Consider the following 26,504-nt stretch of genomic DNA (forward strand, 5'->3'; position numbering starts at 1 on the left):
AGTGATGGGTTTATCCCATTTTGGGCTCCACCCAACCGTTTTCCACCAGATGACTGAGCACCATTTCGACCGCCTCCGGAACGGTCATCGTCGTGGTGTCCACGGTCAGCTCGGCGTCGGTCGGCTCCTCGTACGGATCGTCGATGCCGGTCATCCCGCGCAACTGCCCGGCCCGCGCCCGCGCATAGAGCCCCTTGCGGTCCCGGCTCTCGCACACCTCCAGCGGCGTGGCCACGTGTACCAGGACGAACCCGGCGCCGGCCTCGACCGCCATCCGCCGGGCCGCCGCGCGGGCCTCCTCGTACGGCGCGATCGGGCAGGCCACCGCCATGCCGCGATGCCGGCCGACCTCGGCCGCGACCCAGCCGATCCGGCGCACGTTACGGTCCCGGTCGGCCTTGCTGAAGCCCAGGCCGGCGGTCAGCTCCCGGCGCACCACGTCGCCGTCGAGCAGGGTGATCGTGCGATCCCCGTTCTCCCGCATGGCGTCGGCCAGGTTGCGGGCGATCGTCGACTTGCCGGACCCGGACAGGCCGGTGAAGAACACCACCAGGCCGCGGTGCCGGCGCGGCGGCCGCACCCGGGACAGCTCGCGGGCCACGGCCGGCGGCGTGTGCCACTCCGGCAGCGGGAAGCCCCGGTCGAGCAGGTCGTCGATCTCGGTCGGGCTCATCGCCAGGCGGCGGTTGCGTGGCGGGATGTCGTCGCGCCAGCGCCACTGCCCGTCCCGGTTGTCGTAGGCCAGCTCGCGCGGCACCAGCACGCGCAGCCCGGCCCCGGAGAGGGTGTCGCCGGTGGAGAGCACGTGGCTCACCCCGTAGGCGGCCGCCACCTTGGCGCGCAGCAGTGCGTCACGCATCTCGTCGCCGCGGGTCAGTAGCGGCACCGCGACCACGGTCGCCGGGGGCATCCGGTCGCGCGCCGCGAAGATCGAGCGGACCAGCGCTTCCGGCGGCAGGCCGTCCGGTCCCGGTCCGCTGACCGGGATCAAGATCAAGAGATGAGCCGCAAGGGTACGGGCGGCGTGCGCGATCTGCGCCAGCTGCGGCCGGTGCAGTGGCCGGTCGGCGATGACGCCCAGCACGCGGCCCGGCGGAATCAGTGCCCGGACCTCCTCCGGGGTGCGCCGCAGCCGCTGGAACGGCCCGTGCCCGCCGTCGCCCATCCGCTGCACCGGCCCGCCGATGCCGAACCTGTTCTCCCCGGTCGGCCACACGTCGGTGACCTCGATCGCGGCGACCGGCGCGCCCTCCGGGTCGGTCAGCACCAGCGTGCGGCGAGCCGGGTCGGCCGGGTCCAGCGCGACCGCCACCTCACCGGGGACCTCGCAGGTCACCGGCACCGGCCACGGGGTGCCGTCGGCGAGCTGCCCGCGCCGGGCGAGCGTCGCCAGATCGGCGCGGCCCAGGAAGCCGGTCAGCGGAGCGTAGGCGCCGGAGAGCAGAAGCTCGAGGTCGGCCAGCTCATAGGGGCGTGGGGTGAAGGAGGGCGCGTCCCGGAGAACGTCCTCGGGTAGTACCGAACCATTCACTTCGTATCCCCCTGAAGCTGTTTGGGGGACAGTTTCCCAGGCGCTGTCGACCGGGTCGAGTCGGGATCTCAGTCCAATCCTGATCTTTCCCCGGTAAGGATGAAAGCTGTCAAAACGCACTTTACATTTAAATCCGGGTGTTACTGGACATTACGCCGCGATCCTTTGATACTCGGCCCTTGTGAGAAAGTCCCTGCAACTCGTCGCGCTGACCACGGCCTTCACCATGTCGATGACCGCAACGCTCTCCTGGGCGTACAGCGGTGGGCCGGACCGGCGCGGCGCTACGACCGGTCCCCCCGCCCTCATCGAGCCGTCGTCCGCACCATCGCCCGCGCCGTCACCATCGGTGACCCGGGTCGCCCCGGCACTCACCCCGCGTGCCGTCACGACTCCCACCCGGCACGCCGTCACCACGCCCATCCCGGTGGCCACCGATCGGGGCTCCGACCACCTGGCGAGCTATCCGGGGGAGTCGGCGCCGCGCGGCTGCCGCACCGGGGCGAGGCTGGTCCCGACCTGCGGCATCCTGTGGGGCGTGGCGCCCGGCGCGCGTACCGAGGCCCGCGGCGTGCAGGCCCTCGCCGAGTTCGAGCGCAAGACCGGCCGGCACCAGGCGGTGTTCCACGCCTACCACCGCGGCATCCGCCAGGTCTTCCCGACCCCGCAGGAGATCGCCATCTCGCGCGAGCCCGGCCGCAAGCGGATCCTGCTGCTCAACTGGAAACCGGAGAGCGCCACCTGGGCCGGGATCGCCCGCGGCGACCGGGCCACCGACGAGTTCCTGACCCGGCTCGCCGCGCACATCCGGCAGAACTACCGGGAAAGGTTCTTCTTCGCGATCCACCACGAGGCCGAGGACCAGGTCCGCGAGCAGCCCGGCTCGGGGTACACGGCGCGCGACTACGCGGCGATGTTCCGGCACGTGGTGAAGCGGCTACGGGCGGAGGGCGCCCACAACGTGGTGACCGTTCTGGTCCACATGGCGTACGTGCCGCACACCACCAAGAGCTGGTTCCAGCACATGTACCCGGGCAACGACGTGGTCGACTGGATCGGCTTCGACACCTATTCCTACAGCGACCCGGGGTACGGCCACGGCGACTTCGCCGAGCTGCTCAACCGCCGGTCGGCCAGCAAGCCGAACTGGCCCGGCTTCTACAACTGGGTGACCCGGCGCCACCCCGGCAAACCGCTCATGGTCGCCGAGTGGGGAGTCTGGTTCTCCAAGCGCAACCCGGACCACATGGCCGAGTTCTACCGTGAGGTCGGTGACCAGATCAGCCGGTTCCCCAAGATCAAGGCGATGGTGCACTTCGAGACCCCGTCCAACCACAAGGGCCAGGACTCGTCGGTGGACAGCACACCCGACGCCCTGCGCGAGTACCGTCGACTCGGCAGGCTCCCGGTCTTCCAGGTGTCCCTGAGCTAAGGGGCGAAGCTGAGAGCGGGCTGAGAAACCCTGAGTACCTCTCAGGGGAGTTCCGGATCCATATCCGTGCGGCCGCTTTCTAGGCTGAGCCCGTGACCATCATCGTTACGGACGGGCTGACCAAGACGTACGGCGGCGGGGTGACCGCCCTCGCGGACCTCACCGTCGCGGTCGATGCCGGCGTCATCGGCCTGGTCGGCGCCAACGGCGCCGGCAAGAGCACCTTCATCAAGATCATGCTCGGGTTGCTGTCGCCCTCCAGCGGCAGCCTCCGGGTCTTCGACCTCGACCCGGTCACGCAGACCGACCGGGTTCGCGCCCGTGTCGGCTACATGCCGGAGAACGACTGCCTACCGCCGGACGTCTCGGCCGCCGAGTTCGTCACCCACCTGGCCCGGATGAGCGGCCTGCCGAAGACCGCGGCCCGCGAGCGTGCCTCCGAGGCGCTGCGGCACGTCGGCCTCTACGAGGAGCGCTACCGGCAGATCGGCGGCTACTCGACCGGCATGAAGCAGCGGGTCAAGCTGGCCCAGGCCCTCGTGCACGACCCCGACCTGCTGCTGCTCGACGAGCCGACCAACGGCCTCGACCCGGCCGGCCGGGACGCCATGCTCAACCTGATCCATCGGATCGGCAACGAGTTCGGCATCTCCGTGGTCGTCTGCTCGCACCTGCTCGGCGAGGTCGAGCGGATCTGTGACTCGCTCATCGCGATCGAGGGCGGCCGCCTGCTGCGCGCCGACCGGATCTCCTCGATGACCGAGGCGTCCGACATCCTGGCGGTCGAGGTCGCCGACGGCATGGACGAGCTGGCCGCCGCCCTCGCCGAGCGTGGGCTGGCGGTCACCCGTGAGGGCCGGCTGCTGCTCGTGCCGCTGGAGTCGGACGAGGCGTACGACCGGATCCTGCACGCGGTCACCGATCTCGACCTCAACCTGCACCGCCTGGACCAGCGTCGGCACCGCGTCGCCGAGCTCTTCACCAAGAAGGAGACGGCCGATGTCTGAGGCCGGCGTCATCCATGACATCGGATACCAGCGTTACGACGGCCCGCGTCTGGGCCGGTTCGCGATGCAGCAGGCGCTCTATGTGCACGGGCTGCGCGCGGCGTACGGTCTGGGCCGTTCCGCCAAGGCGAAGATCTTCCCCTGGCTGGTCTTCGGCATCATGCTGCTGGTCGCGGTGATCGTGGCCGCGATCCGCTCCCTCACCGGTGAGTCGGTGCTGAGCTACCTCGAGTTCGCCGGCCAGATGAGCTTCCTGATCATCTTCTTCACCGCGATCGTGGCGCCGCAGCTGGTCTCCCGTGATCTGCGGGCCGGCGTGCTCCCGCTGTATTTCAGTCGGCCGCTGCGTGCCGCCGACTACGTCTCGGCCAAGTTCGCCGCCATGGTCAGCGCGATCTGGCTGCTGCTCGGCGTGCCGCAGTTCATCATGTTCCTCGGCGCCGCGTTCACCACCAAGGACGGCGTCAAGGGTGTGTTCAACGAGCTGGGCGACCTGCTGCCCGGCTGGGGTTACAGCCTGCTCTGGGCGCTCATGTTCGCCGCCATCGGCCTGCTGGTCGCCTCCTTCACCGGCAAGCAGGCGTTCGCGGCCGGCGGCATCGTGGCGGTCTTCCTGGTGACCACCCCGATCGTCGGGGTTCTCAGCTCCCTGCCCTCCACCACCGCCAACCAGCTGGCCTTCCTGTCCAGCCCGATGACCCTGCTCGCCGGGGTCGGGCAGTGGATGGGCGGCCGATTCGACCTTGAACTGGGCCGGTTCGGCCCGATCTACGGCATCGAGGCGGTCTGCCTGATCGCCGTCTGTCTCCTCATCCTGCTGGCCCGCTACCGGAAGGTGGCCTCGCTGTGACCACCCAGACGCTCCCGGCCGAGACGTCCACCACCACCGCCGGCGTGGTCGAGCTGTCCACCGTCTCCCGGTGGTACGGCAACGTGGTCGCCGTGAACGACATCTCGATGTCGCTGCACCCCGGGGTGACCGGTCTGCTCGGGCCGAACGGCGCCGGCAAGACCACCGTGCTGCACATGATGGCCGGCTTCCTGGCGCCCTCCAAGGGCACCGTCACCATCGACGGCAAGCCGACCTGGCGCAACCCGGCGATCTACCGTGACCTCGGTCTGGTCACCGAGCGCGAGTCGGTGCACGGCTTCCTCACCGCCCGCCAGTTCGTGACCGCCTGCGCCAAGATGCAGAAGCTGCCGAACCCGGCCGCCGCCGCCCAGCGCGCGCTGGAACTGGTCGAGATGACCGGCGCCGCCGAGCGCCGCATCGAGACCTTCTCCAAAGGCATGCGGCAGCGCACCCGGGTCGCCGCGGCTCTGGTGCACGAGCCGCGGGTGCTGCTGCTCGACGAGCCGTTCAACGGCATGGACCCGCGCCAGCGCATGCACATGATGGAGTTGCTGCACCGCCTCGGCGACAACGGGCACACCATCCTGTTCAGCTCGCACATCCTGGAGGAGGTCGAGCAGGTCGCCGGGCTGGTCCAGGTGATCGTGGCCGGCCGTCTGGCCGCCTCCGGCGACTACCGCAAGATCCGTCGCCTGATGACCACCCGGCCGCACGTCTTCGCCGTGCGCAGCTCCGACGACCGCCGGCTGGCCGTCGCGCTGATCGGCGAGAAGTCGGTCGCCGGCATCGAGATCGAGGCCACCGGGCTGACCGTGCGGGCCTCCGACTACGGCAGCTTCACCCGCGTGCTGCCCCGTATCGCTCTCGACCAGGGCATCCGGCTGCGCCAGCTGGTGCCGTCCGACGAGTCCCTGGAGAGCGTCTTCTCCTACCTGCTGGAGGGCTGATGTCCACGGTTGCTTTCATCACCGCGCGCGGCCTCTTCGGCCGTCGCCGAGCCCTGTTGCTCCTGCCGCTGCCGGTGCTGCTGATCGGGCTGGCCCTGATCTGCCGGGCGTACGGTGTGTCGCCCGACATGTGGGGCCAGGCGGTCATCGTCGGCCTGGGCCTGGCCGTGGTGCTCCCGGTCGTGGCCCTCATCGTCGGCACCGGCGTCCTCGGCTCCGAGGTGGACGACGGCACGATCGTGCACATCCTCACCAAGCCGCTGCCCCGCTACGAGATCATCCTGGCGAAGTACGCGGTCGCCGCCGCCGTCACCGCCGTGGTGTCGGCCGTGCCGCTCTTCGTCACCGGAGCGCTGGCCGGCTCGATCAAGCTGGGCGTCGCCCTGGCCGTGGCCGCGGTGGTCGGCGCGTTCGCGTACTCCGCGCTGTTCCTGCTCTTCAGCCTGCTCAGCCGTCGTCCGGTGCTGGTCGGCCTGGTCTACATCCTGGTCTGGGAGGGTCTGCTCGGAAACTTCGTCAGCGGCACGAAGAACCTGGCGATCGGCCAGTACGTGGTCACCATCGCCGACAAGATCGCCCCGACCGCCATCCTGGAGTCCACGATCGGCCTGACCACCGCCCTCGTGATGAGCGCGATCTTCATCGTCCTGGGCACCCTGGCCGCCATCAACCGCCTGTCCTCGTTCAGCGTGGCCGGCGAGACCAGCTGACCCGACAGCGACTGAGGCCCGCGTCACCGCACGGTGACGCGGGCCGCCGCTATTCGAGTCCTCTATACAGCGCCTCCCCGACCCTCGAAGTCCGCTTATGTTCGCGTTCCAAGCACTCACGTCGAGGGGAACGCACATGAATCGCCTGTGGACTTCCAGCCGTGTCGCCGCCGCCGCGTCGGCGGTCGTGGCAACCGTCGCCACGCTCGCCCTGTCGAGCCCCGCGCAGGCCGCGCCGACCTCGTGGAAGGTCGCCAACGGCGCGGCCGCCGCCACCGGGACACTCGAATACCGATCGGTGACGACCGGCCGCTACGCGGACATCGTCGGCGGCATCACGGTCGCCGCATCCGACGGCCAGTGCTACTACCTGCGCTACTACGTCGCCGCCGACCTGCTCGGGAGCGGCTTCAACTCGCCGCGGCTCTGCGGCGCGGGCGCTTTGCCGGTGGAGTCGCACTCCTTCCTGCCCCTGTTCGGGACGCGGGGCTTCCGGTTCGGGCTCTGCCGGGTCGCTCCGGGAACCCCCGAGGAGGCCTCCTTCGCCGATCTGGGCACCCACTGCGTCCGTGTCTGACACGACGGTCCGGGTGGACATGGCGGGGCGCCTCGACTCCCCGCGATGGAGGTGGGCCCCGTCCCGGGAAGGGGTGGGGCCCGTCCGCTGAGCCTCGTGCCACGACGGCGGCTGAAGCGCTGCTCACGGCCCTCGTGCCGTCGCGGCGGTAACGGAGATCACAGCACGTCGATTTACTTCGCCGTGACATCGATCTATGGTTTGGCTCTGCTCGATCTACGGGGGATCGACGGTGCCGGACGGCGCAGCCATGCGCACGATCCGCTTTGCACTTCCCTTGTGGCGAGCCAGCAGGCGCAAACGGGGGAAGGCAAGCAATGGCGTTGAGATTTTCGTGGCGGCCGATCGGTGTAGCCGTCGTCGGCATGTTCTCCCTTCTGGCCTCCGCGCTCGTCGCTCCCGGCGCGGCCGTTGCCGCTGACGTGCCGCATCTGCGGGTGCTGCCGCTCGGTGACTCGATCACCTACGGCGCCGGCAGCGACATCGGTGGCGGCTACCGCCCACCGCTGTGGCAGAAGGTGCGGAACCAGTCCGCCTTCACGATCGACCTCGTCGGGTCGCAGCGCTCCGGCGCGGTCGCGGACCCGCAGCACGAAGGCCACAGCGGCTGGTTCATCGAGCAGATCAACGCGAACGCGGCCTCCTGGCTGACCAGTTCCGCGCCGGATGTCGTACTCCTGCACATCGGCATCAACGACCTGGACCGCCAGCCCACCCAGGACGCGCCGAAGGATCTCCAGGACCTGCTCGCCACGATCTTCACCGCCCGGCCGACCGTGACCGTCGTGCTCGCCGGGCTCCTGCCGCACGATCCGGCGCTGGCGGCGCGGGTGGACGACTTCAACACCCGGGCGCAGCAGATGGTCGCGGACCGGGCGGCGGCGGGCAACCGGATCCGGTATGTGGATTTCCCCCTCACCGCCGATCAGATGGCCGACCGGCTGCACCCCGCCGACTCGGGTTACGCGGTGATCGCTCAGACGTATTTCACGGCGCTTCAGCAGGTGGTCGCCGAGGGCGCGATGACCACGTCGCCGGCTCCGGCCGGAAGCGCGCCGGAGACCGGAAGCAAGGTGCGGTGGGCCGACTTCGACGGTGACGGGCGCGACGACTACTGGGTGATCGCCGATGGTGGCGCCGTGCACGTCTGGCTCAACCGCGGCAACGCCACCTGGTCGTACCTCGGTCAGGTCGCGACCGGGCTGACCAGCGACCGCAGGCAGGTCCGGATCGCGGACTTCGACGGCGACGGCAGGGCCGACTACCTGTGGGTCCAGCCGAGCGGTGCGGTACGGGCGTACCTGAACCGCGGCGGTGACAGCGGAGGCGGCTGGCCGCTGCTGGGTCAGGTCGCGACCGGCCTGACCGCGAATGCCCAACTGGTGCGGTTCGCCGACTTCGACGGCGACGGCAGGGCCGACTACTTCCTGTTCAGCGCCGACGGCTCGGTGGTCGTCTACCTGAACCGTGGCGGCGACGGGCACGGCGGCTGGGTCGACCACGGCAAGGTCGCCGGCGGACTGACCACGGACGCGAGCCGGGTCCGGCTGGCCGACTACGACGGTGATGCCAGAGCGGACTACCTGTGGCTCGACGAGACCGGCGCGGTGGATGCCTGGTTGAACCGCGGCGGTGACGGGCGTGGCGGTTGGCAGGGCCTGGGCCGGGTGGCGCCGGGTGCGACGGCCGATCACGACCAGGTGCGCTTCGCCCGGTACACCGCTGACGCCCGCGCCGACTATCTGCGCATCAATCTGAACGGCTCGGTGGACGCCTGGACCAACGGCACCGCGGGCTGGACCGGCCCGCAGCGCATCGCCGGAGGTGCCGTCATCGAGTGACCCGGCTCGCATTCGCCCTGACGAATGCGGGCAGGCCAGCGGGCATCGAGACATGCACCTATGCTGGCGGCCGTCCGTCGTCAACCATCTGTTCAGGAGGTAGTCGCAGTTGCGCTACGAGATATTCGGTCACGGGGCATCCAGGAACGCAGCGACACGATTGTCGCGGCGGGCCGGGTGGGCCGGTGTGACCGCAACAGCGATCGTCCTCGGCGTCACCGGGAGCACCCCTGCTCTCGGCGTCACCGGTGGCGCCCTGGTGGAGCAGGGCACCTACAGCTTCGTGGCGCATCTCGCGATCGGTGAGCGGGGTGTCGGCCAGGCCTGCACCGGCGCGCTCGTCGACCCGCAGTGGGTGATCACCGCGAAGGCGTGCTTCGGCGAGGCTCCGGCCGCCGGCAAGCCTGCCCAGCCGACTACGGTGACGATCGGGCGGGCCGATCTGACCGGCACGGCCGGCCAGGTCCGTACCGCGGCTCGCATCGTGCCGCACCCCGACCGCAACGTCGTGCTGGTCAAGCTGAACCAGCCGACCACGATCGCCCCGGTGGCGCTGGGCGCCACCGCCCCGGCCGCCGGTGACGTGCTCCGCCTGGCCGGCTACGGCCGCACCGCGACCACGTGGGTGCCGGACGCTCTGCACTCGGCCCAGTTCCAGGTCGGCGCCGTCGGTGCCGGCCTGATCGACGTGGCCGGACTCGTCGACACCCAGCCGGGCATCTGCAAGGGCGACGCCGGTGGCCCAGCCCTCCGGGAGAACGCCGGCGCCGTCGAGCTGGTGGCGATCCACCACACGTCCGCTCAGGGCGGCTGCCTCGGCTCGACCGCCACCGAACGCGACGCCGTCGAGACCCGTGTCGACGACATCGCGACCTGGATCCGCACGTACGCGCCCGGAGGTCTCGCCGAGGACCACCGCGACGACGTGACACTGACCTACAACTACGCCTCCGGCGCGGTCGGCCCGTTCACCTTCGTCACCAGCGCCGCCGGCACGATGTCGGCGCGTGGCGGCTGCAACACGGCCGCCGGCCTCTACACCGCCGCCAGGAACAAGGTCTTCCGCGGCGACTTCAACGGTGACGACATCATCGACCAGGTCGTCTTCAACGGCGGCAGCAACGGGCAGACGCTGACCCTCGACACCTTCCTGACCAAGGCGGACGGCACCTGCTCGCCCGCGGTCCGGTCGTGGACCAGCACCACCTTCGGCTCGTACGACCGCATGCTGATGACCAGCGGCGACTACAACGGCGACGGCCGCACCGACCTGGCCGGCTTCTACAACTACGCCAACGCCAGCATCGGCCTGTTCCTGTGGACGGCCCGCGCCGACGGCACGTTCGGCAGCCCGACCCGCAAGTGGTTCAACGACGCCACCCCGTACTGGGGCGAGATCGGCCGCATGAAGGTCTTCAGCGGCGACTTCAACGGCGACGGCCGCGACGACGTCGGCTCCTTCTACGGCTTCGCCGACTACAGCGTCGGCATCTACGGCTGGACCGCCAACGCCTCCGGCGGTTTCGACGAGGACAAGCGGATCTGGTATGTGCCGGCCGAACCGTACTGGGGTGACCCGAACCGGCTGCGCATCGCCGCGGGTGACTTCAACGGCGACGGCCGCGGTGACGTCGCCGGCCTCTACAACTACTCCAACGGCAACCTGGCCGTCCTGACCTGGACCGGCAAGGCCGACGGCACCCTGAACAACGCGTTCACCTCCTGGAAGAGCACGAACACCGCGTGGGGCTCGTGGGACAACACCCGTCTCACCGCCGGTGACTACAACGGTGACGGCCGCGACGACCTGGCCGCCCTCTTCGGCGGTACGGACGGCAGCGTCTCCCTGCACACCCTGACCGCGGCCGCGAACGGCGGTTTCGCCGCTCCGGTCCAGGCGTACCGATCCACCACGTTCGGTTCCTACAGCAGCATCGAACTGCCCGAAGACCGCTCCTGAGAAAGGCTGACAATCAATGAAGAAGATCGTGCCGTGGGTCGGTGCTGGGGCGGTTCTGGCCGCTGGTGTGCTGACGTTCGCCAACGCTGGTGTGGCTGCGGAGGCGGTGGATGCGCCGTCGTCGCTGGTGGAGGACTACTCGCACCCGGGTGCTGAGGCGATTCTGTCGGAGTTCGGCCTGAAGGTGTTGAAGGGTGACGGGAACATTCAGTTCTCGTCGCGGAAGTCCTTTGAGGACGAGGTGTATTGCCCGGTTGCTGAGATTCAGGTGGAGAAGTCGGTGGCGGTGGAGCCGTATGGCTACTACTACTGCTTCAAGACGTCGGGCACGAAGGGTGTGTTGACGCTTGAGGTGCCGGGGACGTTCGGTGTGCGTGCCGGTAACTCTGCGGTGAAGGCTACGGCGCAGACGGATGAGGGCACTGAGGTGTTCGATATTCCGGCGAACACGCCGAAGGCGATCGATCCGGGTGACGGCAACGGTCTGCCGACCGCGGTCCTGGTCGAGCTCCGCATCGGCTGATCATCTCTCCGGGGATGGGCCGTGGCGGCGCCGCGGACCCATCCCGTGGAGTGATCGACGGCGATGTGATTGCTGTCACTAAATATCGAGGAAGTTGACGGACCGCGACCTGATGTCCCTGGTCGGCGGATGGGCCGCTTCGCGGACCGCTGGTGTTAACCCCCACTCTATCGAGGATCTTCTCTATCATTCGCCTGCTGCATGTCGGTGAAGACACGGGGAGTGAGATGCGCAGACATATGCGTTCGTGGGGGGCCGGCCTGCTCGTAGCAGGCGTCACGGTCGGCCTCCTAGGTGGAGGGACGGCGCTGGCGGTGGCCGGCGCTCAGGAGGTGCCGGACGGCGGCCTGCCCTTCGTCGCCAAGGTGAGTTTCGGTGAGGACGCCGCCTGCACGGGTGCGCTCGTGCACGCGCGGTGGATCGTCACCGCCAAGTCCTGTTTCGCCGACGGGACCGGCCAGGTCGCCGCCGGTGCGCCGACCCGGCCGACGACCGTCGTTCTCGGCCGCGCCAACCTGCAGGCCGTCACGGGGCACCGGCTGTCCGTGGTGTCGGTCACGCCGCACGCCAGCCGCAACATCGCGCTCGCGGAGCTGTCCGCGCCGGTCAAGAACATCACGCCGGTGGCGCTCGACGGCGGCGCTCCGGTCGCGGGCGAGACACTGCGCATCGCCGGGTACGGCCGGACAAGCACCGTCTGGGTGCCGACCCGGATGCACGCCGGCGAGTTCACCGTCGGCGACGTGACCGCGGACGCGTTCGCGGTGAGCGGCGCCACCAGCGGAGCGACCCTGTGCAAGGGCGACGCGGGTGGACCGGCGTTCCGCGAGACCGCGGGCGGCCCCCAACTGGTGGGCATCAGCGACACGTCCTGGCAGAACGGGTGCCTCGGCGAGTCGGAGACCCGGGAGGGCGCCTTCGAGGCCCGTACCGATGATCTCTCCGACTGGATCCGGGCCGGTGTCGCGACCGTGCCCGACGGGTTGCGCGAGCCGGTCACCGGCGAGTTCAACCGGGACGGCATCGAGGACCTGATCGCCGCCGACGCCGCCGGTAATCTCTGGCTGCACCCGGGGACGAAGACCCGCACCGCCTACGGCGACCGCGTCCGCATCGGCACCGGCTGGAACGCCATGCGCGAGTTCGCGGTCGGCAAGGTCAACCGGGACGCGTACGACGACCTGCTGGTCATCGAGACGGCGACCAACATCCAGTGGTTGTATCCCGGTACCGCGGCGGGTGGGGTGTTCGGCAACCGGGTGCAGGTCGGCTCCGGCTGGTCCACGGATCTGCGGGACGTGGCGATCGGCAAGGTCGACCGTGACCAGTACGACGACCTGCTCGTGGTGAAGTCGTCGACCCAGCAGTTGTTCCTGTACAAGGGCAACGCCACTGGCGGAAGCTTCAGCGCCGGTGTCGTCTACGGCACCGGCTGGGGCTGCTGCAAGCAGCTGCAGGTGGGCAAGTTCAACACCGACGACTACGACGACCTGATCACCGTCGAGTCGTCCACCGGCGCGATGCGGATCTACCCGGGCACGGCCGCGGGCACCCAGTTCGGCCCCGGTGCCGACGCCGGCGCGGGAACCGGCTGGAACTACGCCTCCTACCTGGCCAAGGGCACCGTCGACAACACCGGCATCCAGGGACTGATCGGCGTCGACTCGGCGAACGGGCGGACCTACCTGCACCCGCGTACCGCGACCGCCGGGTGGGGCGCCCGCATCCAGCCCAGTGGCAAGATCTACGTGCCGCAGCCGTCCGACCTGGCCAACCTGGTCACCGGCAAGTTCAACCGTGACGCGTACACCGACGTCATCGGCACCGACTCCGCCGGTGTGCTGTGGCTGCACCCCGGCACCGCTGCCGACACCTTCGGGCCGCGTGTGCAGATCGGCACCAACTGGAACACCATGCGGGAGTTGGCGGTCGGCAGGATCAACCGGGACGCGTACGACGACCTGGTGGCCATCGAGACGGCGACCGACATCCAGTGGTTGTACCCCGGCACCGCTGCCGGCGTGACCTTCGGTGCCCGGGTGCAGGTCGGCTCCGGCTGGTCCACGGATCTGCGGGACGTGGCGATCGGCAAGGTCGACCGTGACCAGTACGACGACCTGCTCGTGGTGAAGTCGTCGACCCAGCAGCTGTTCCTGTACAAGGGCAACGCCACCGGCGGAAGCTTCAGCGCCGGTGTCGTCTACGGCACCGGCTGGGGCTGCTGCAAGGAGGTCACCCTCGGCAGCGTCAACAACGACGACTACGACGACCTGCTCACGGTGGTCACCTCGACCGGCGCCGTGAACATCTACCCGGGCACCGCGGCCGGCACCCAGTTCGGCCCGGGCGTCGACGCCGGCGCCGGCACCGGATGGAACAGCCGCAGCGGCCTCACCCCGATCGTTCTGGGTCAGGAGAAGCGTGCCGGGATCCTCGCCAAGGACACCACGGGCGCGCTGTTGTACTTCACCGTCCGTGACGACAAGGCAATCGACTGGGCGGACCCCATCCGCTTCGGCCCCCGCGACTGAGAACGGAGAACTCCATGAAGAAGATCGTGCCGTGGGTCGGTGCTGGGGCGGTTCTGGCCGCTGGTGTGCTGACGTTTGCTCATGCTGGTGTGGCTGCGGAGGCGGTGGATGCGCCGTCGTCGCTGGTGGAGGACTACTCGCACCCGGGTGCTGAGGCGATTCTGTCGGAGTTCGGTTTGAAGGTTCTCAAGGGTGACGGGAACATTCAGTTCTCGTCGCGGAAGTCCTTTGAGGACGAGGTGTATTGCCCGGTTGCTGAGATTCAGGTGGAGAAGTCGGTGGCGGTGGAGCCGTATGGCTACTACTACTGCTTCAAGACGTCGGGTGCGAAGGGTGTGTTGACGCTTGAGGTGCCGGGGACGTTCGGTGTGCGTGCCGGTAACTCTGCGGTGAAGGCTACGGCGCAGACGGATGAGGGCACTGAGGTGTTCGATATTCCGGCGAACACGCCGAAGGCGATCGATCCGGGTGACGGCAACGGTCTGCCGACCGCGGTCCTGGTCGAGCTCCGCATCGGCTGATCAAGCACATGAGAAGGGCGGCCGCTTTCGGGCGGTCGCCCTTCGTCGTCTAGATCCTGAGCAGTTTGCGCCTACTCCTCCTGCGATGAGTGGTCAAGCGATGATCATCACCGATGTCACAGTGTGACCGGTTTACAACCGCGTGACATCCATCTATGTTTTTGATCGCTGCTCGAGCCACGGGGGATCGATGAAGCTCCCTTCGCCGTACCCCGTGGATCCACTTCGATCACGGGGGAACGATGTCCAGACCCTTGTCCGACCTCACGCGCGGCAGGCGCCGTACCCTGGCTCTGTCGATCTTCCTGACCGGCGCCCTGCTGTATCCGGCAGTTCCCGCGTCGGCTGACGTCCCGATCACCGACCGGCCGACCGCGCTGGCCGACATGCTGAACGGCGGCCCCTCGGTGCGCCGCGCCGCCGCGGCCGCCCTGACCGGTTCCGTCGACGATCTCCGGCAGTACTTCAGTACCGGCTACGACGAGGCCCAGGCCGCCGACGAGTTGGCCGGCGCTCAGGCCCTGGCGTCCTTGGACGGTCCGACCACCCGCGCCGCGGCGCTCCAGGCGATGCAGACGTCGCCGGCGGCGATCCGGCAGTTCGTCAACACCGGCTGGACCTCCAGCTGGAACGCCGATGAGCGGATCCGTGCCACCCGTCTGCTGGAGACCGGGGGGCCGACGGTCAAGACCGCGGCGCAGACCGCGCTTGCCGGTTCCGCGGAGGATCTCGAGAACTTCCTCTCCACCGGTTACGAGAAGGCGCTGTACGCCGACGACCGGATCGCTGCGACGCGGATGCTGACCGGCGGACCGACGAACAGCGGTCCCGTCCTGAACGCCGCGGCGCAGGAGGCGCTGGCCGGAACGCCCGAGGAGCTGCAGGAGTTCCTTGGCTACGGGCAGCTGGTGGCCCGTGCGCGGGACGCGGAGCTGGCGTCACTGCAGAGCCTGACGCAGCAGGCCAAGCAGGCGTCCGAGACGACGGCGCGGGAGGCCACCGCGGCGACCGATGCGTCGAACCGTGCGGCGAACGCCGCGAACGAGGCGAAGAAGGCGGCGCAGACCGCCGCGGCGGAGACCAGGGCCGCCGGTGGGGCGGCGAAGAAGGCGGACGCCGCCGCCGGTCGTGCTGCCGACGCGGCGAAGGGTGCGGCTGACGCCGCCCGTGACGCCGTGGGTGCGTCGAATGCGGCGATGCGTGCCGCCGGGATCGCGTCGGATGCTGCTCGTAAGGCGACTGCCGCGGCGTCGGCGACGGCGCAGGCTGCGGCTCGTGCTCAGCAGGCGGCGGCGAACGCGCGTACCGGTGCCGGTGACGCCAGGACCGCCCGGATCGCGGCCGAGGCCGCCCGGGATGCGGCGGCGAAGGCTCGTGAGCTGGACCAGGTCCGCGCGCAGCGCGACCGGGCGCTGGCGGAGGCGGAGAAGGCCGCCAACGCGGCCAAGGGCGCCAGCTCGGACGCGGACGCGGCGGCTGCCGCCGCCGACGATGCGGGTGCGCAGGCGGGTGTCTCCGAGGCGGAGGCCGCGCGGGCACGCAAGGCCGCCGAGGACGCTCGTCGTGCTGCTGCCGCGTCGGCGCGGGCCGCTGAGCGGGCGGTTGCTTTCGCGCGTAAGGCCGCGGTGGCGTCGGATCAGGCGTTCGAGTACGCCCGTCAGGCTGCCGCGCACGCGGAGCGGGCTGCCGACGCGGCCGACGCTGCGGCGGCTGCTGCTGAGCGTGGTGAGAAATCGGCGACCGAGGCGTCCAAGCACGCCGCGGCCGCGGTCGAGGCCGCGAACATGGCGGTCGCCACCGCTGAGCAGGCGGCGAATCTGGAGAAGGCGGCCCGCGAGGCCGACACCACCCGTCTCGCCGAGGCCACCGAGCAGGGCATCCTTCAGGCGCAGGACGCTCTTCGCCTGGAGGAGAAGCAGAAGGCCGAGGGTGGCGAGGCCGTCGCCTGGAACAACAAGCTCCTCTGGGACACCGCTGAGGAGGACCGCGTCGACGCGGCCACCCGCCAGCTGCTCAACGAGGCGGCCACCGCGGGCACGGACGTCATGCTGGCGAAGGGCCGCAAGGCGGCGGTGACGCTGCTGACCACCGGTAGCGAGTGGACGAAGGGCGCCGCCGAGGAGGCGCTCGCCGGCGGCGAGACCGAGATGCGGTCGTGGCTGGCCGAGGGCCGCCGGACCGCGGTCGGCCAGGACGACCGGGCCAAGGTGTGGCGCCTGATCGACACGCTGCCCGACGGTACCGAGAAGACCGCCGCCCAGACGGCGCTGACCGGTGACGACGCGGCTGTGGAGCGGTTCCTGCGAACCCGTAACCACGCCGGGAAGGTGGCGCAGGATCGCTCGAAGATCTACGCGATCCTGGACGCGTCTCCGGGTCCGAACGTCAAGAACGCCGCGAATGCGGCGCTGGCGGGCACGAGCGCGGACATGCACAAGTTCCTGCGTGAGGGCCAGTACACGGCTCGTGCGGCGGACGACCGTATCGAGGTCTACCGGATCATGGAGGCCGGTGGGCCGGAGGTGAAGGCCGCCGCGCAGGTGGCGCTCGCCGGCCCCAAGTCCTACCTGACCTACTTCCTGACGACGTCGCAGTTCCAGGCGATGCAGCGGGACCAGGAGCAGGCCGCGCACGTGCAGGCGGCTCGCGCTCTGGTGATCCAGTCGCAGGAGTATGCGCAGAAGTCTCTTGCCGACGCGGCGACCGCCAACAAGGCCGCCCTGAACGCGTGGGGCAAGGTCGACGAGGCCAACAAGGCCGCCGCTGATGCGGCCGCGTACGCCAACAAGGCCGCCGGCTACGCCAACGACGCCAAGGCCAGTGCGGCCGAGGCGAAGAAGTCGGCCGACCAGGCCGCGCAGTCGGCCACCAAGGCCAAGCAGGCCGCCGCCTCGGCGCAGGCCAGCGCGAACGCCGCCGCTCAGTCCGCGGCGACCGCCACGGCTGCCGCCCAGCGTGCGCGTGCCGACGCCGACGCGGCCTACGCCGCCAAGCGGGAGGCCCGTGCGTCCGCGACCGCGGCCGGCAAGGACGCGGCGGCCGCGGACACGGCCGCCAAGGAGGCGTCCGCGATCTACACGCGGAAGCTGAAGGAGTACGAGGCCAGGCAGCGCGACACCACGGACGGCACCGGTTCGGACGGTACGGGGAGCGCGGCCGACGACCACAAGACGTGGGGCTGTCTGCAGCTCGACCCGTCAGCGGTGTCCACCGAGTGCCTGAAGGTCTACAAGGATTTCGCGGAGGCGCTGGCGAACCAGCCGAAGTGTGCGACGCCGGCGAACGCCAACTCGCCCGGTTGCCGGATGCTCGGCGACCTCAAGCAGTTCATCGGCGAGAACGACGAGGTCATGCTGGACATGCTCCAGTTCGTCCTGATGGGCTGCGGTCTCGTGCCCGTCGCCGGCGAGGTCTGTGACGGCATCGACGCCGCGGTGTCCATCGGCCGTGGCGACTGGCTCGGCGGCATCCTGTCCGCCGGCTCGGCGATTCCGCTGCTGGGCTACGGCACGACGGCTCTCAAGGCGTGGAAGAGCTCCGACAAGTTCCGCAACATCAAGAAGCTCATCGACAAGATCCGCAAGGGCAAGTGCCCGAACAGCTTCGTCCCCGGTACCCGGGTGCTGCTCGCCGACGGCAGCAGCGAGGAGATCGAGGACCTGCGGGTCGGTGACTCGGTGCTCGCCACCGATCCGGTGTTCGGCCGGACCGGTGCACGGCCGGTCACCGCGACCATCACCGGTCACGGGACCAAGGAGATCGTCGACGTCGAGGTCGCCGGCGACAAGGGCGCCGCGACCATCTCCGCCACCGCCGGCCACCCGTTCTGGGTGCCCGCACGCAAGTCCTGGATGCCCGCCGGGCAGTTGACGGCCGGCACCGACCTGCTCGACGCCGACGGCGACCGGGTCCGGGTCACCGATGTGAAAGAGCGCACCGAGGTCACCAGCGCGTACAACCTGACCGTCGGGGGCTTCCACACCTACTACGTGCTGGCCGAGCAGACGCCGCTGCTGGTGCACAACTGTGGTGAGCTGGACGCCGACGAGGGCGTGCAGATCCCGGGCCTGCCGGAGCCGGCGCACACGAAGGCCAAGCACGTCGACATCGACGACGACGGCATCAAGACCCGGGCGCAGAACGAAGGAAAGGACGCTTCCCGCTGGAAGGACGCGGCGACCGCGCAAGAGGTGATCAACCACGCCCTCAAGAAGGAGAAGAAGCGGATCGACAAGTTCCTGCGGGAGAACCCGGAGGGCGGCTCACAGGTCTCCCTGACGCTCCGCGGCGCCTACGAGTCCGGCCCGCTGGGCAGGGTCGCGGACAGCGCTGGCAACCTGTTCAACACCAGTAACACCTACGAGATCTGGATCCGCCGCGTTCCGGGTCACCCGCGAGGGTTCGTGGTGGAGACCGCGTTCCCGACCGGTAAGCGCCGGCCGTAGCCGAGGAGGGGAAAACCGGTGGCTGGTGTGATGCCCGACGGTCTCGGCCTCATCGACCTCTCGTCCGTCATCGAGTTGTACGGCGTACGCGAGCCGGGTCCTGACGCGTTGGGCATCATGCGGCGCGAGGTGGCGATGGCCGGGCGGCTCACTCGCAGCCTCTACGCCCACGACGCCCGCACGTTGCTGTCCACCCCGTCGACCGCCGACGAGTTGGCGGATCTGTGGTGTGCCGCGACGGCGGGCGTCCACCGGCTACCCCCGGACGGCATCGCCGGCCGGGAATGGATGGCGAGCGTCCAGCGGATGCTCGCCGACCACGACAGCGACCCGGCGGCGGTGGACGAGCTCCTCCGCCGCCCGGTCTCGCCGTCCACGGTGGAGCACGTCCGGCAGGCGATCGACCGGTTCACCACCCACCCCGACCACGAGTTTCCGGAGACCTGTCCGGGCGGCGTGCCGGAAACCCGGCGGATCCTGCGTGATCTGGCCGGCCACGGGCACCCCGACCTGGCGTTCCGGGTGTTCCTGCACCTCGCGTCCCGGTATTACATGCCGATCCCGAAGTCGCTGCACCAGGAGCTTCTGACGATCACTCGAGCCCTCGGCCACGACGCCGACCTGATCGACGTCCTCTCCTGAGTGCTCGAGGACCAGACCGAGGCGCGGACCACACACGGGCACATCACATAGTTCATTTTGTATATCATCTGACTCGACCATTGACGGTTACTGTGGTCGATGTCCGGCCGCCGCGTCCTTGTCGGTCGATAGCCCTGTCTGCCCGCTTCCGACTTCACCGCGCACCCCGTGCCACGTGGGTGTGCGGCGCTTCCGCGCGGGCGCGAAAGGATGAGATTGATGCCCTCCCGTAGTCACCGCCGAGTCGTCGTGGCGGGTGTTTCCGCCACGGTGATGGTGGCGGGCCTGCTCGGCGGCGGGGCCGCCCGAGCTGTCACCGGCGACACGGTGGCCGACGATGTGTACCCCTTCACCGCCCGGGTGAACGTCGGAGAGGCCGGCTTCGGCAAGGCCTGCACCGGCACGCTCGTGGCTCCCTCATGGGTTCTGACCGCGAGCGCCTGCTTCGGTCAGACCGCCGCCGGTGCACCGGCCCAGCCGACGACAGTCACGCTCGGCCGGTCCATCGCCGCCACCTGGGTAGTGCCGCATCCGGACCGGAACCTCGCTCTGGTGCGCCTGCTCACGCCGGTCAGCGACATCGCGCCGGCGCCTCTCGCCACCACGGCTCCGGGCGCCGGTGAAGTGCTGCAACTGGTCGGCTACGGCCGTACCGCCACTGATTGGATCTCCGCCCGGAAACACGCCGGAGCCGTCAGTGTCGACGCGGTCGGCGCCACCACCCTGAGCGTCGCCGGAACCGATCCGGCGACCGTGACGACCTGCAAGGGCGACTCCGGTGGGCCCGCGCTGCGCGGCACCGGCAGCACCGTCGAGCTCGTCGCGATCCACCACACGTCCACCCAGCGCGGCTGCCTGGACGCGGGGGAGGTCACCGAGTCTGGAGCGGAGGAGACTCGGGTCGACGACCTGTCCGGCTGGATCCGCGGCATCGCGGTGAACACGTGCAACGCCGCCGGCACCGCGGTCCCGACCGCCCAGACCGGTGCCGTGATCTACACCGCGGACGTCACCGGTGACTGCAAGTCCGACATCATCCACCAGAACACCGACGGCGACCTGCAGGGCTGGTACTCCAAGGGCAACATGGCCGCGGACTCCGGGCTCTTCAACGGCGCCTCGCGCCTGGTCGGCGGCGGCTGGACCACGACCAACATCCAGCGGATCCTGACCGGCGACTTCAACGGCGACGGCAAGGCCGACATCATCGGCCAGGACTCCACCGGCCAGCTGCGGGCCTGGCCGTCGACCGGCGACATGTCGGCGGACAACAAGCTGTTCACCGGGGGTGCCCGGATCGTCGGCACCGGCTTCTCCACCACGAGCTTCCCGCGGCTGCTGACCGGCGACTTCAACGGCGACGGGCGTACGGACCTCCTCGCCCAGAACGCCGGTGGCCAGCTGAAGGTGTGGGGCTCGACCGGCAACCTCAACGGGGGTGTGCTCTTCCCCGGCTCGGGCGTGGTCGTCGCGAGCGGCTACACGGCCACCGCCTACCCGCGGATCCTGACCGGCGACTTCACCGGCGACGGCCGGACCGACGTCATCGGCCAGGACTCGACCGGCCTGCTGAAGGCGCTGGGATCCTCCGGTGACCTGTCGGCCGACAACAAGCTGTTCCCCGGCCCGGCCCGGACCGTCGGCGGCGGCTGGACCACCACGAACATCCCGCGGATCCTGACCGGCGACTTCAACGGCGACGGCAGGCAGGACATCATCCGGCAGGACTCGACCGGTCTGCTGCGCGTCTGGGCGTCCACCGGCAACCTGTCGGGCGACAACCTGATGTTCGCCGGGCCGTCCCGGATCGCCGGTGGTGGCTGGACGCAGGCCGCGTACCCGCGAATCGTCCTCGGCGACTACAACGGCGACGGCAAGCAGGACATCCTCAACCAGAACCCCGCCGGTGAGCTGTGGGGCTGGGCCTCGACCGGCGACGTCTCAGCCGACAACACGCTCCTCGCCAGCGGCACCCGGCACAAGTTCGGCTCCGGCTGGACCCTCGCCGCGTTCCCCCGAATCCTCTGACGCCCCTCCCTCGAACATGCAAAAGGAGATTGCCTTGAAGATCCTGCCGTGGGTCGGTGCTGGGGCGGTTCTGGCCGCTGGTGTGCTGACGTTTGCTCATGCTGGTGTGGCTGCGGAGGCGGTGGATGCGCCGTCGTCGCTGGTGGAGGACTACTCGCACCCGGGTGCTGAGGCGATTCTGTCGGAGTTCGGCCTGAAGGTGTTGAAGGGTGACGGGAACATTCAGTTCTCGTCGCGGAAGTCCTTTGAGGACGAGGTGTATTGCCCGGTTGCTGAGATTCAGGTGGAGAAGTCGGTGGCGGTGGAGCCGTATGGCTATTACTACTGCTTCAAGACGTCGGGTGCGAAGGGTGTGTTGACGCTTGAGGTGCCGGGGACGTTCGGTGTGCGGGCTGGTAACTCTGCGGTGAAGGCTACGGCGCAGACGGATGAGGGCACTGAGGTGTTCGATATTCCGGCGAACACGCCGAAGGCGATCGATCCGGGTGACGGTAACGGCCTGCCGACCGCGGTCCTGGTCGAGCTCCGCATCGGCTGATCCACTCCCTGTTCCCGAGTAGCGATTCACCGTCGTCCCACCCGGACATGCGCGGGCAGTAGGCGCATTTCAGATTGACAAGGTGTGCGGAGTTCGTCAGTAGATGGCGAATTCCGCCACTTCTCATGGGGGAAAAATGTATCGAAGAAGATCTGTAGGCTCGGCAATCCGGCGAAAATGGTTGCTGATCGGCACGCGAGGTGTCGCCAGCACCATGGCGTTCGTTGTCGCGGGGACCCTGGTGTCAGCGGTTCCGGCGTCCGCCGAGGAGGATGTGCCCTACAACTACAAAGCCGCGCGCGAGTGGACGGCTTGGAAGGTCGCAGAGGGTACGCCCTCGATCGCTCGGGCCGCGACCGAAGCGCTGATGGGCACGGATGAGGACATTCGTGCCTTTGAACAGGGCGGCGGCGCCGACGAGGCGCAGGCGGCAGACAACCGGGCCGCCGCTGAGGCTCTGGCGAGCATGGACGGTCCGGCTGTGAAGGCTGCTGCGACGGCAGCGCTGGCGGGTACGCCGGAGGACGTCGAGGCATTCATCAGCGGTGGCTTCCAGGCAGCGTGGATCTCGGACGAGCGACTTCGTGTCTACCGTGTGATGGAAGGTGCCGGGCCGACCACGAAAGCGGCAGCTCAGGCCGCCCTCAACGGCACCGCAGAGGACGTGTCGAACTTCCTCGACGAGAAGCAGGAGAAGTCGGAGTTCGCCGACGACCGGCTCGCCGCCACGCGGATGCTGACCGGTGGCGTCAATAGCAGCGGTCCCATTCTCGATGCCGCGGCCGCCAAGGCACTTGCCGGGAGCGCCGCGGACCTGCGGTATTTCCTGGTCCGGGGCCAGTTCGTGGCTCGCGCACGGGATGCGGAGATGGCCTCCATCGCCAAGCTCACCCAGCAGGCCAAGGAAGCCGGTGAGACCACCTCGCGGGAAGCTCTGGCCGCGTCCGATGCCGCACGGCGGGCGCAGAACTCGGCAGAGGCCGCCAGGAAGGCCGCCCAGGAAGCCGCAGTCGAGGCAAAAGCCGCCGGCGGCGCGGCGAAGAAGGCGTCGGCTGCCGCGGGTCGTGCCGCGGACGCCGCTGAGGGTGCCGCGAAGGCCGCGAAGGAGGCCAAGGGCGCCGCCAGCGCGGCGATGCGGGCCGCCTCGGTCGCCGAGGACGCCGCCCGACGGGCCACCACGGCAGCCTCCCTGACCGCGCAGGCGGCGGCCAACGCCCACAGCGCCGCAGCAGCAGCTCGTAGCGACAAGAACAAGGCCTCGGATGCGCGGAAGGCTGCGGAGAAGGCGCGGGATGCGGCAGCCGCATCCCTGGAGCTCGAGAGGACCCGTGTCGAGCGGGACCGCGCGATGGCCCAGGCTCAGGAAGCGGTCAACGCGGCGAAGAGCGCGAGCACCAACGCGGACGCCGCGGCTACCGCCGCGGACGAGGCCAGCGGCCAGGCAGGAGTCTCCGCCGAGCAGGCGAAGCGGGCCCGCGACGCCGCTGCCAAGGCCCGTCGGGAGGCGGCTGCCGCGGCTCGGGCCGCCGAGCGGGCACTGACCTTTGCCAAGGCCGCTGCCAAGGCGTCCGACCAGGCTTTCCAGTTCGCTGCGGATGCCGCGGCGCACGCCACCGCTGCGGCGGCGGCCGCGGAGGACGCCGCCGCCCACGCGGGTGACGCGTCGAAGGCGGCAGCAGAGTCCGCCAAACACGCGCAAGCCGCAGTCGCTTCCGCAGACCTGGCGACCCGAGCCGCCAATCAGGCGGTCGACCTGGAGAAGCTGGCCCGGGAGCAGGACGCGCTGCGGCTGACCGAAGCCACTGAGCAGGGCATCGAGGAGTCACAGGAAGCAGCCGCCGTACAGCAGGCCCACATTGCCGCAGGCGGCGAACTGGTCGCCTGGAACAGGGAACTGCTCTGGGACACCGAGGAGGAGGACCGGGTCGACCCGTCGACTCGGGCTCTCCTCAACGCGGCAACCGCGCCCGGAGCATCCGCCGAAGTGGTCCGCGACAACGGTCGGCGTGCCGCGCTGGCCCTGATGCAGACCGGCGGGCAATGGAGCCGGCAGGCGGCCCAGGACGCGATTGCCGGGACCGACGTGGAGCTGCAGGCTTGGCTGAGCCACGGACGACTGGCCGCCGTCGGGCAGGACAACCGCGCCCGGCTCTGGTCCCTGATCGACAAGCTGGCGGCCGGCGCTGAGAAGACCGCCGCGCAGACCGCGGTGAGCGGCGACGACGCCGCAGTGCAGAAGTTCCTGCGTACCCGCAGCTACGCCGGCAAGATCGCGAAGGACCGGGCGGCGGTGTACGCCATCCAGGCGACCGCCGGGCCCAACCTCAAGGCAGCCGCCGACAGGGCTCTGGCAGGCACATCCGCAGACCAGCACCAGTTCCTGCGCACCGGTCAGTACCCGGCCCGGGCTGCGGACGAGCGGATCGAGGCCTACCGGGTGATGGAAGCCGGCGGCCCGGAGGTCAAGGCCACCGCTCAGGTCGCCCTCGCCGGTCCGCCGTCGTACATCTCCTACTTCCTGACCACCTCGCGTTATCAGGCCGCCCAGCGTGACAACGAGCAGGCCAGCCACGTGGCAGCCATCGGGAAGCTGATTCTCGAGGCACAAGGCTACGCGGAGAAGGCACGTGCCGACGCGAACGAGGCGCTGAAGGTTGCGGCCCTGGCCCGCAAGGCCGAAGCAGAGGCGATCAACTACGCCAACCAGGCTGCGGCGTCACGAACCAAGGCTGAAAACTACGCCCAGCAGGCGGCGGCCTCGGCGGCCGCAGCCAAGAAGTCCGCCGACGCGGCCGCCCAGTCCGCGGCGGAGGCTCAGCAAGCAGCGGCCTCGGCGAAGGCCAGTGCCGACAAGGCTGCCCGCTCCGCCGCGGTCGCCACCGCAGCCGCGGACCGTGCAGCATCAGACGCCGCGGGTGCTCGACAGGCCGCTGCGGATGCCAAGGCAGACGCTGCCGCCGCCGGGAAGGACGCCGAGGCCGCACAGGCGGCCGCGGACGACGCAGTGCTGATCTACAACGAGCAGCTGGCGGCGTACGAAGAGCAGCGGCGTAGCGAAGAAGCCGGAAGCGGTAGTGACGGTACCGGGACTGCGAACAACGATCACCGGACGTGGAGTTGCCTGCTCCCCGACCAGATGTCCGAGGAGTGCGTCCAGGTCTACGTCTCCTTCGCCGACGCACTGATCCGGCCGCAGCAGTGCTCCGCGGTGACCGCCCGGGACAGTGACACCGGCTGCGAGATGCTCGGCGACATCATGGACTTCGCCAAGGACAATCCGGATCTGCTGCTGGATGCCCTCCAGTTCGTCCTGATGGCATGCGGCGTGGTGCCGGGCGCGGGCGAGGCCTGCGATGCCATTGATGCGGGTGTCTCACTCGCCCGAGGCGACTACGCCGGTGCCGCCCTCAGTGGAGTGGCGATGCTGCCCTTCGCCGGATACGTCGGTACGTTCTTCAAGGGCAAGCGGATGAGTGGCAAGTTCCGCAAAGCCATGGACGTCTTCGAGGAGCTGGCGGAGAAGTGCGACAACGTACCCAACGTCCCGGGGGTCGCGAAGTTCGGCAACAGTTTCGTGCCGGGCACGCCGGTGCTTCTGGCGAACGGGCGGCGTAAGCCGATCGAGCAGGTCCGCGTCGGTGACCAGGTTATGGCGAGCGACCCGGCTACCGGGCGGACCGGGGCGCGGAGCGTGACCGCCACGGTGGGCGGTGCGATCGGCACCAAGCGGCTGGTGGACATCACTGTCGACACCGACGGCGACGCCGGCACGGGCACCGCGGTGATCTCCGCGACCGCGCATCACTCGTTCTGGGCACCGCAGCTGCGGGCCTGGGTCAGCGCGACAGCGCTGACGACGGGGATGACTGTGCAGAACGCCGAGGGCGACCTCATCGAGGTCGAGCGGGTGGAGCGCCGAACCATCACGGGCGCGGCGTTCAACCTCACCGTCGACGGTTTCCACTCCTACTACGTGGGCGCCGGTGCGCAGTCGGTCCTGGTCCACAACTGCGGCAAGATCGACCTTGACGACGGCGTCGCGCAGGCGCACCCCAAGAGCCACGTGGGCGAAATGGACGACGACGACATGTTGGAGCTTGCCAAGAAGAAGAAGGGCCAGAAACATTCACTCCTGGACCCGAAAGAGGCGCAAGCGGCTGTCGATTATGCCTTGAACAACAAGCGGATCAAGGCCAGGATTGAAGCGATCGTCAAGAGTGGAGCGCATCCGCGAGGGTACACGGAGGCCATGGAAGTGGTCGACGTCAAAAAGACGATCGGTAAGGTGGCCGACGCTTCGACCGGAAAGGTCGAGAATGCTACCAAGATTAAGCTGGTGATCAAAAAGATCAAGAATGGAACAGATGGCCATGACGGCGCCTGGGTTATTTATACGCTTGAGATAGAATAGATTTCTC

Annotated in this window: 17 protein-coding genes; 16 read left to right on the forward strand and 1 reads right to left on the reverse strand. The window is 69.3% G+C overall.

Annotated features, from left to right (window positions below; translation table 11 throughout):
* Nucleotides 1-10: 10 nt before the first annotated feature.
* Nucleotides 11-1,531, reverse strand: coding sequence for an adenylyl-sulfate kinase (cysC, locus tag ACQPZW_RS03750; RefSeq protein ID WP_433793434.1), 1,521 nt, complete (start codon nt 1,529-1,531; stop codon nt 11-13).
* 181 nt (nt 1,532-1,712) lie between these two features.
* On the opposite strand from cysC, the gene ACQPZW_RS03755 reads away from it, so the two are divergent.
* From ACQPZW_RS03755 to ACQPZW_RS03830, 16 genes are all read left to right on the forward strand, one after another.
* The gene (locus ACQPZW_RS03755; protein ID WP_433793435.1) at nt 1,713-2,963 is read left to right on the forward strand and encodes a glycoside hydrolase family 26 protein; all 1,251 of its coding nucleotides are present in this window, start codon (nt 1,713-1,715) and stop codon (nt 2,961-2,963) included.
* 92 nt (nt 2,964-3,055) lie between these two features.
* The gene (locus tag ACQPZW_RS03760) at nt 3,056-3,970 is read left to right on the forward strand and encodes an ABC transporter ATP-binding protein (protein ID WP_433793436.1); all 915 of its coding nucleotides are present in this window, start codon (nt 3,056-3,058) and stop codon (nt 3,968-3,970) included.
* Nucleotides 3,963-4,820 (forward strand): ABC transporter permease, encoded by an 858-nt coding sequence (locus ACQPZW_RS03765; protein WP_360290884.1) that lies wholly within the window; start codon nt 3,963-3,965, stop codon nt 4,818-4,820. The genes ACQPZW_RS03760 and ACQPZW_RS03765 overlap by 8 nt, the downstream gene beginning before the upstream one ends.
* Nucleotides 4,817-5,770, forward strand: coding sequence for an ABC transporter ATP-binding protein (locus ACQPZW_RS03770; RefSeq protein ID WP_433793437.1), 954 nt, complete (start codon nt 4,817-4,819; stop codon nt 5,768-5,770). Before ACQPZW_RS03765 ends, ACQPZW_RS03770 begins: the two co-directional genes overlap by 4 nt.
* Complete coding sequence (locus ACQPZW_RS03775) at nt 5,770-6,480, forward strand: ABC transporter permease (protein WP_433793438.1); 711 nt, start codon at nt 5,770-5,772, stop codon at nt 6,478-6,480. The genes ACQPZW_RS03770 and ACQPZW_RS03775 overlap by 1 nt, the downstream gene beginning before the upstream one ends.
* A 136-nt stretch (nt 6,481-6,616) precedes the next feature.
* Nucleotides 6,617-7,057, forward strand: a complete 441-nt coding sequence (locus ACQPZW_RS03780; RefSeq protein ID WP_433793439.1) for a hypothetical protein — start codon at nt 6,617-6,619, stop codon at nt 7,055-7,057.
* 365 nt (nt 7,058-7,422) lie between these two features.
* The gene (locus ACQPZW_RS03785; RefSeq protein ID WP_433793440.1) at nt 7,423-8,898 is read left to right on the forward strand and encodes an FG-GAP-like repeat-containing protein; all 1,476 of its coding nucleotides are present in this window, start codon (nt 7,423-7,425) and stop codon (nt 8,896-8,898) included.
* Between the two features lie 187 nt (nt 8,899-9,085).
* Nucleotides 9,086-10,858 (forward strand): trypsin-like serine protease, encoded by a 1,773-nt coding sequence (locus ACQPZW_RS03790; protein ID WP_433793441.1) that lies wholly within the window; start codon nt 9,086-9,088, stop codon nt 10,856-10,858.
* 16 nt (nt 10,859-10,874) lie between these two features.
* Entirely contained in the window at nt 10,875-11,381 is a 507-nt protein-coding gene (locus ACQPZW_RS03795) for a hypothetical protein (protein ID WP_433793442.1), read from the forward strand.
* A 239-nt stretch (nt 11,382-11,620) separates the two neighbouring features.
* Nucleotides 11,621-13,912, forward strand: coding sequence for a S1 family peptidase (locus tag ACQPZW_RS03800; protein WP_433793443.1), 2,292 nt, complete (start codon nt 11,621-11,623; stop codon nt 13,910-13,912).
* A gap of 14 nt (nt 13,913-13,926) precedes the next feature.
* Nucleotides 13,927-14,433, forward strand: a complete 507-nt coding sequence (locus tag ACQPZW_RS03805) for a hypothetical protein (RefSeq protein WP_433793444.1) — start codon at nt 13,927-13,929, stop codon at nt 14,431-14,433.
* A gap of 242 nt (nt 14,434-14,675) precedes the next feature.
* A complete protein-coding gene (locus ACQPZW_RS03810; protein ID WP_433793445.1) occupies nt 14,676-18,878 on the forward strand; it encodes a polymorphic toxin-type HINT domain-containing protein in 4,203 nt (1,400 codons plus the stop codon).
* An 18-nt stretch (nt 18,879-18,896) separates the two neighbouring features.
* Entirely contained in the window at nt 18,897-19,520 is a 624-nt protein-coding gene (locus tag ACQPZW_RS03815; protein ID WP_433793446.1) for a hypothetical protein, read from the forward strand.
* Nucleotides 19,521-19,739: 219 nt separating this feature from the next.
* A complete protein-coding gene (locus ACQPZW_RS03820; RefSeq protein ID WP_433793447.1) occupies nt 19,740-21,548 on the forward strand; it encodes an FG-GAP-like repeat-containing protein in 1,809 nt (602 codons plus the stop codon).
* Nucleotides 21,549-21,582: 34 nt separating this feature from the next.
* On the forward strand, nt 21,583-22,086 hold the full coding sequence (locus ACQPZW_RS03825) for a hypothetical protein (protein ID WP_433793448.1): 504 nt from the start codon (nt 21,583-21,585) through the stop codon (nt 22,084-22,086).
* 214 nt (nt 22,087-22,300) lie between these two features.
* The gene (locus tag ACQPZW_RS03830) at nt 22,301-26,497 is read left to right on the forward strand and encodes a polymorphic toxin-type HINT domain-containing protein (protein ID WP_433793449.1); all 4,197 of its coding nucleotides are present in this window, start codon (nt 22,301-22,303) and stop codon (nt 26,495-26,497) included.
* Nucleotides 26,498-26,504: the final 7 nt, after the last annotated feature.

This window comes from Actinoplanes sp. CA-252034 (genome assembly GCF_050956125.1).
GTDB lineage: Bacteria > Actinomycetota > Actinomycetes > Mycobacteriales > Micromonosporaceae > Actinoplanes.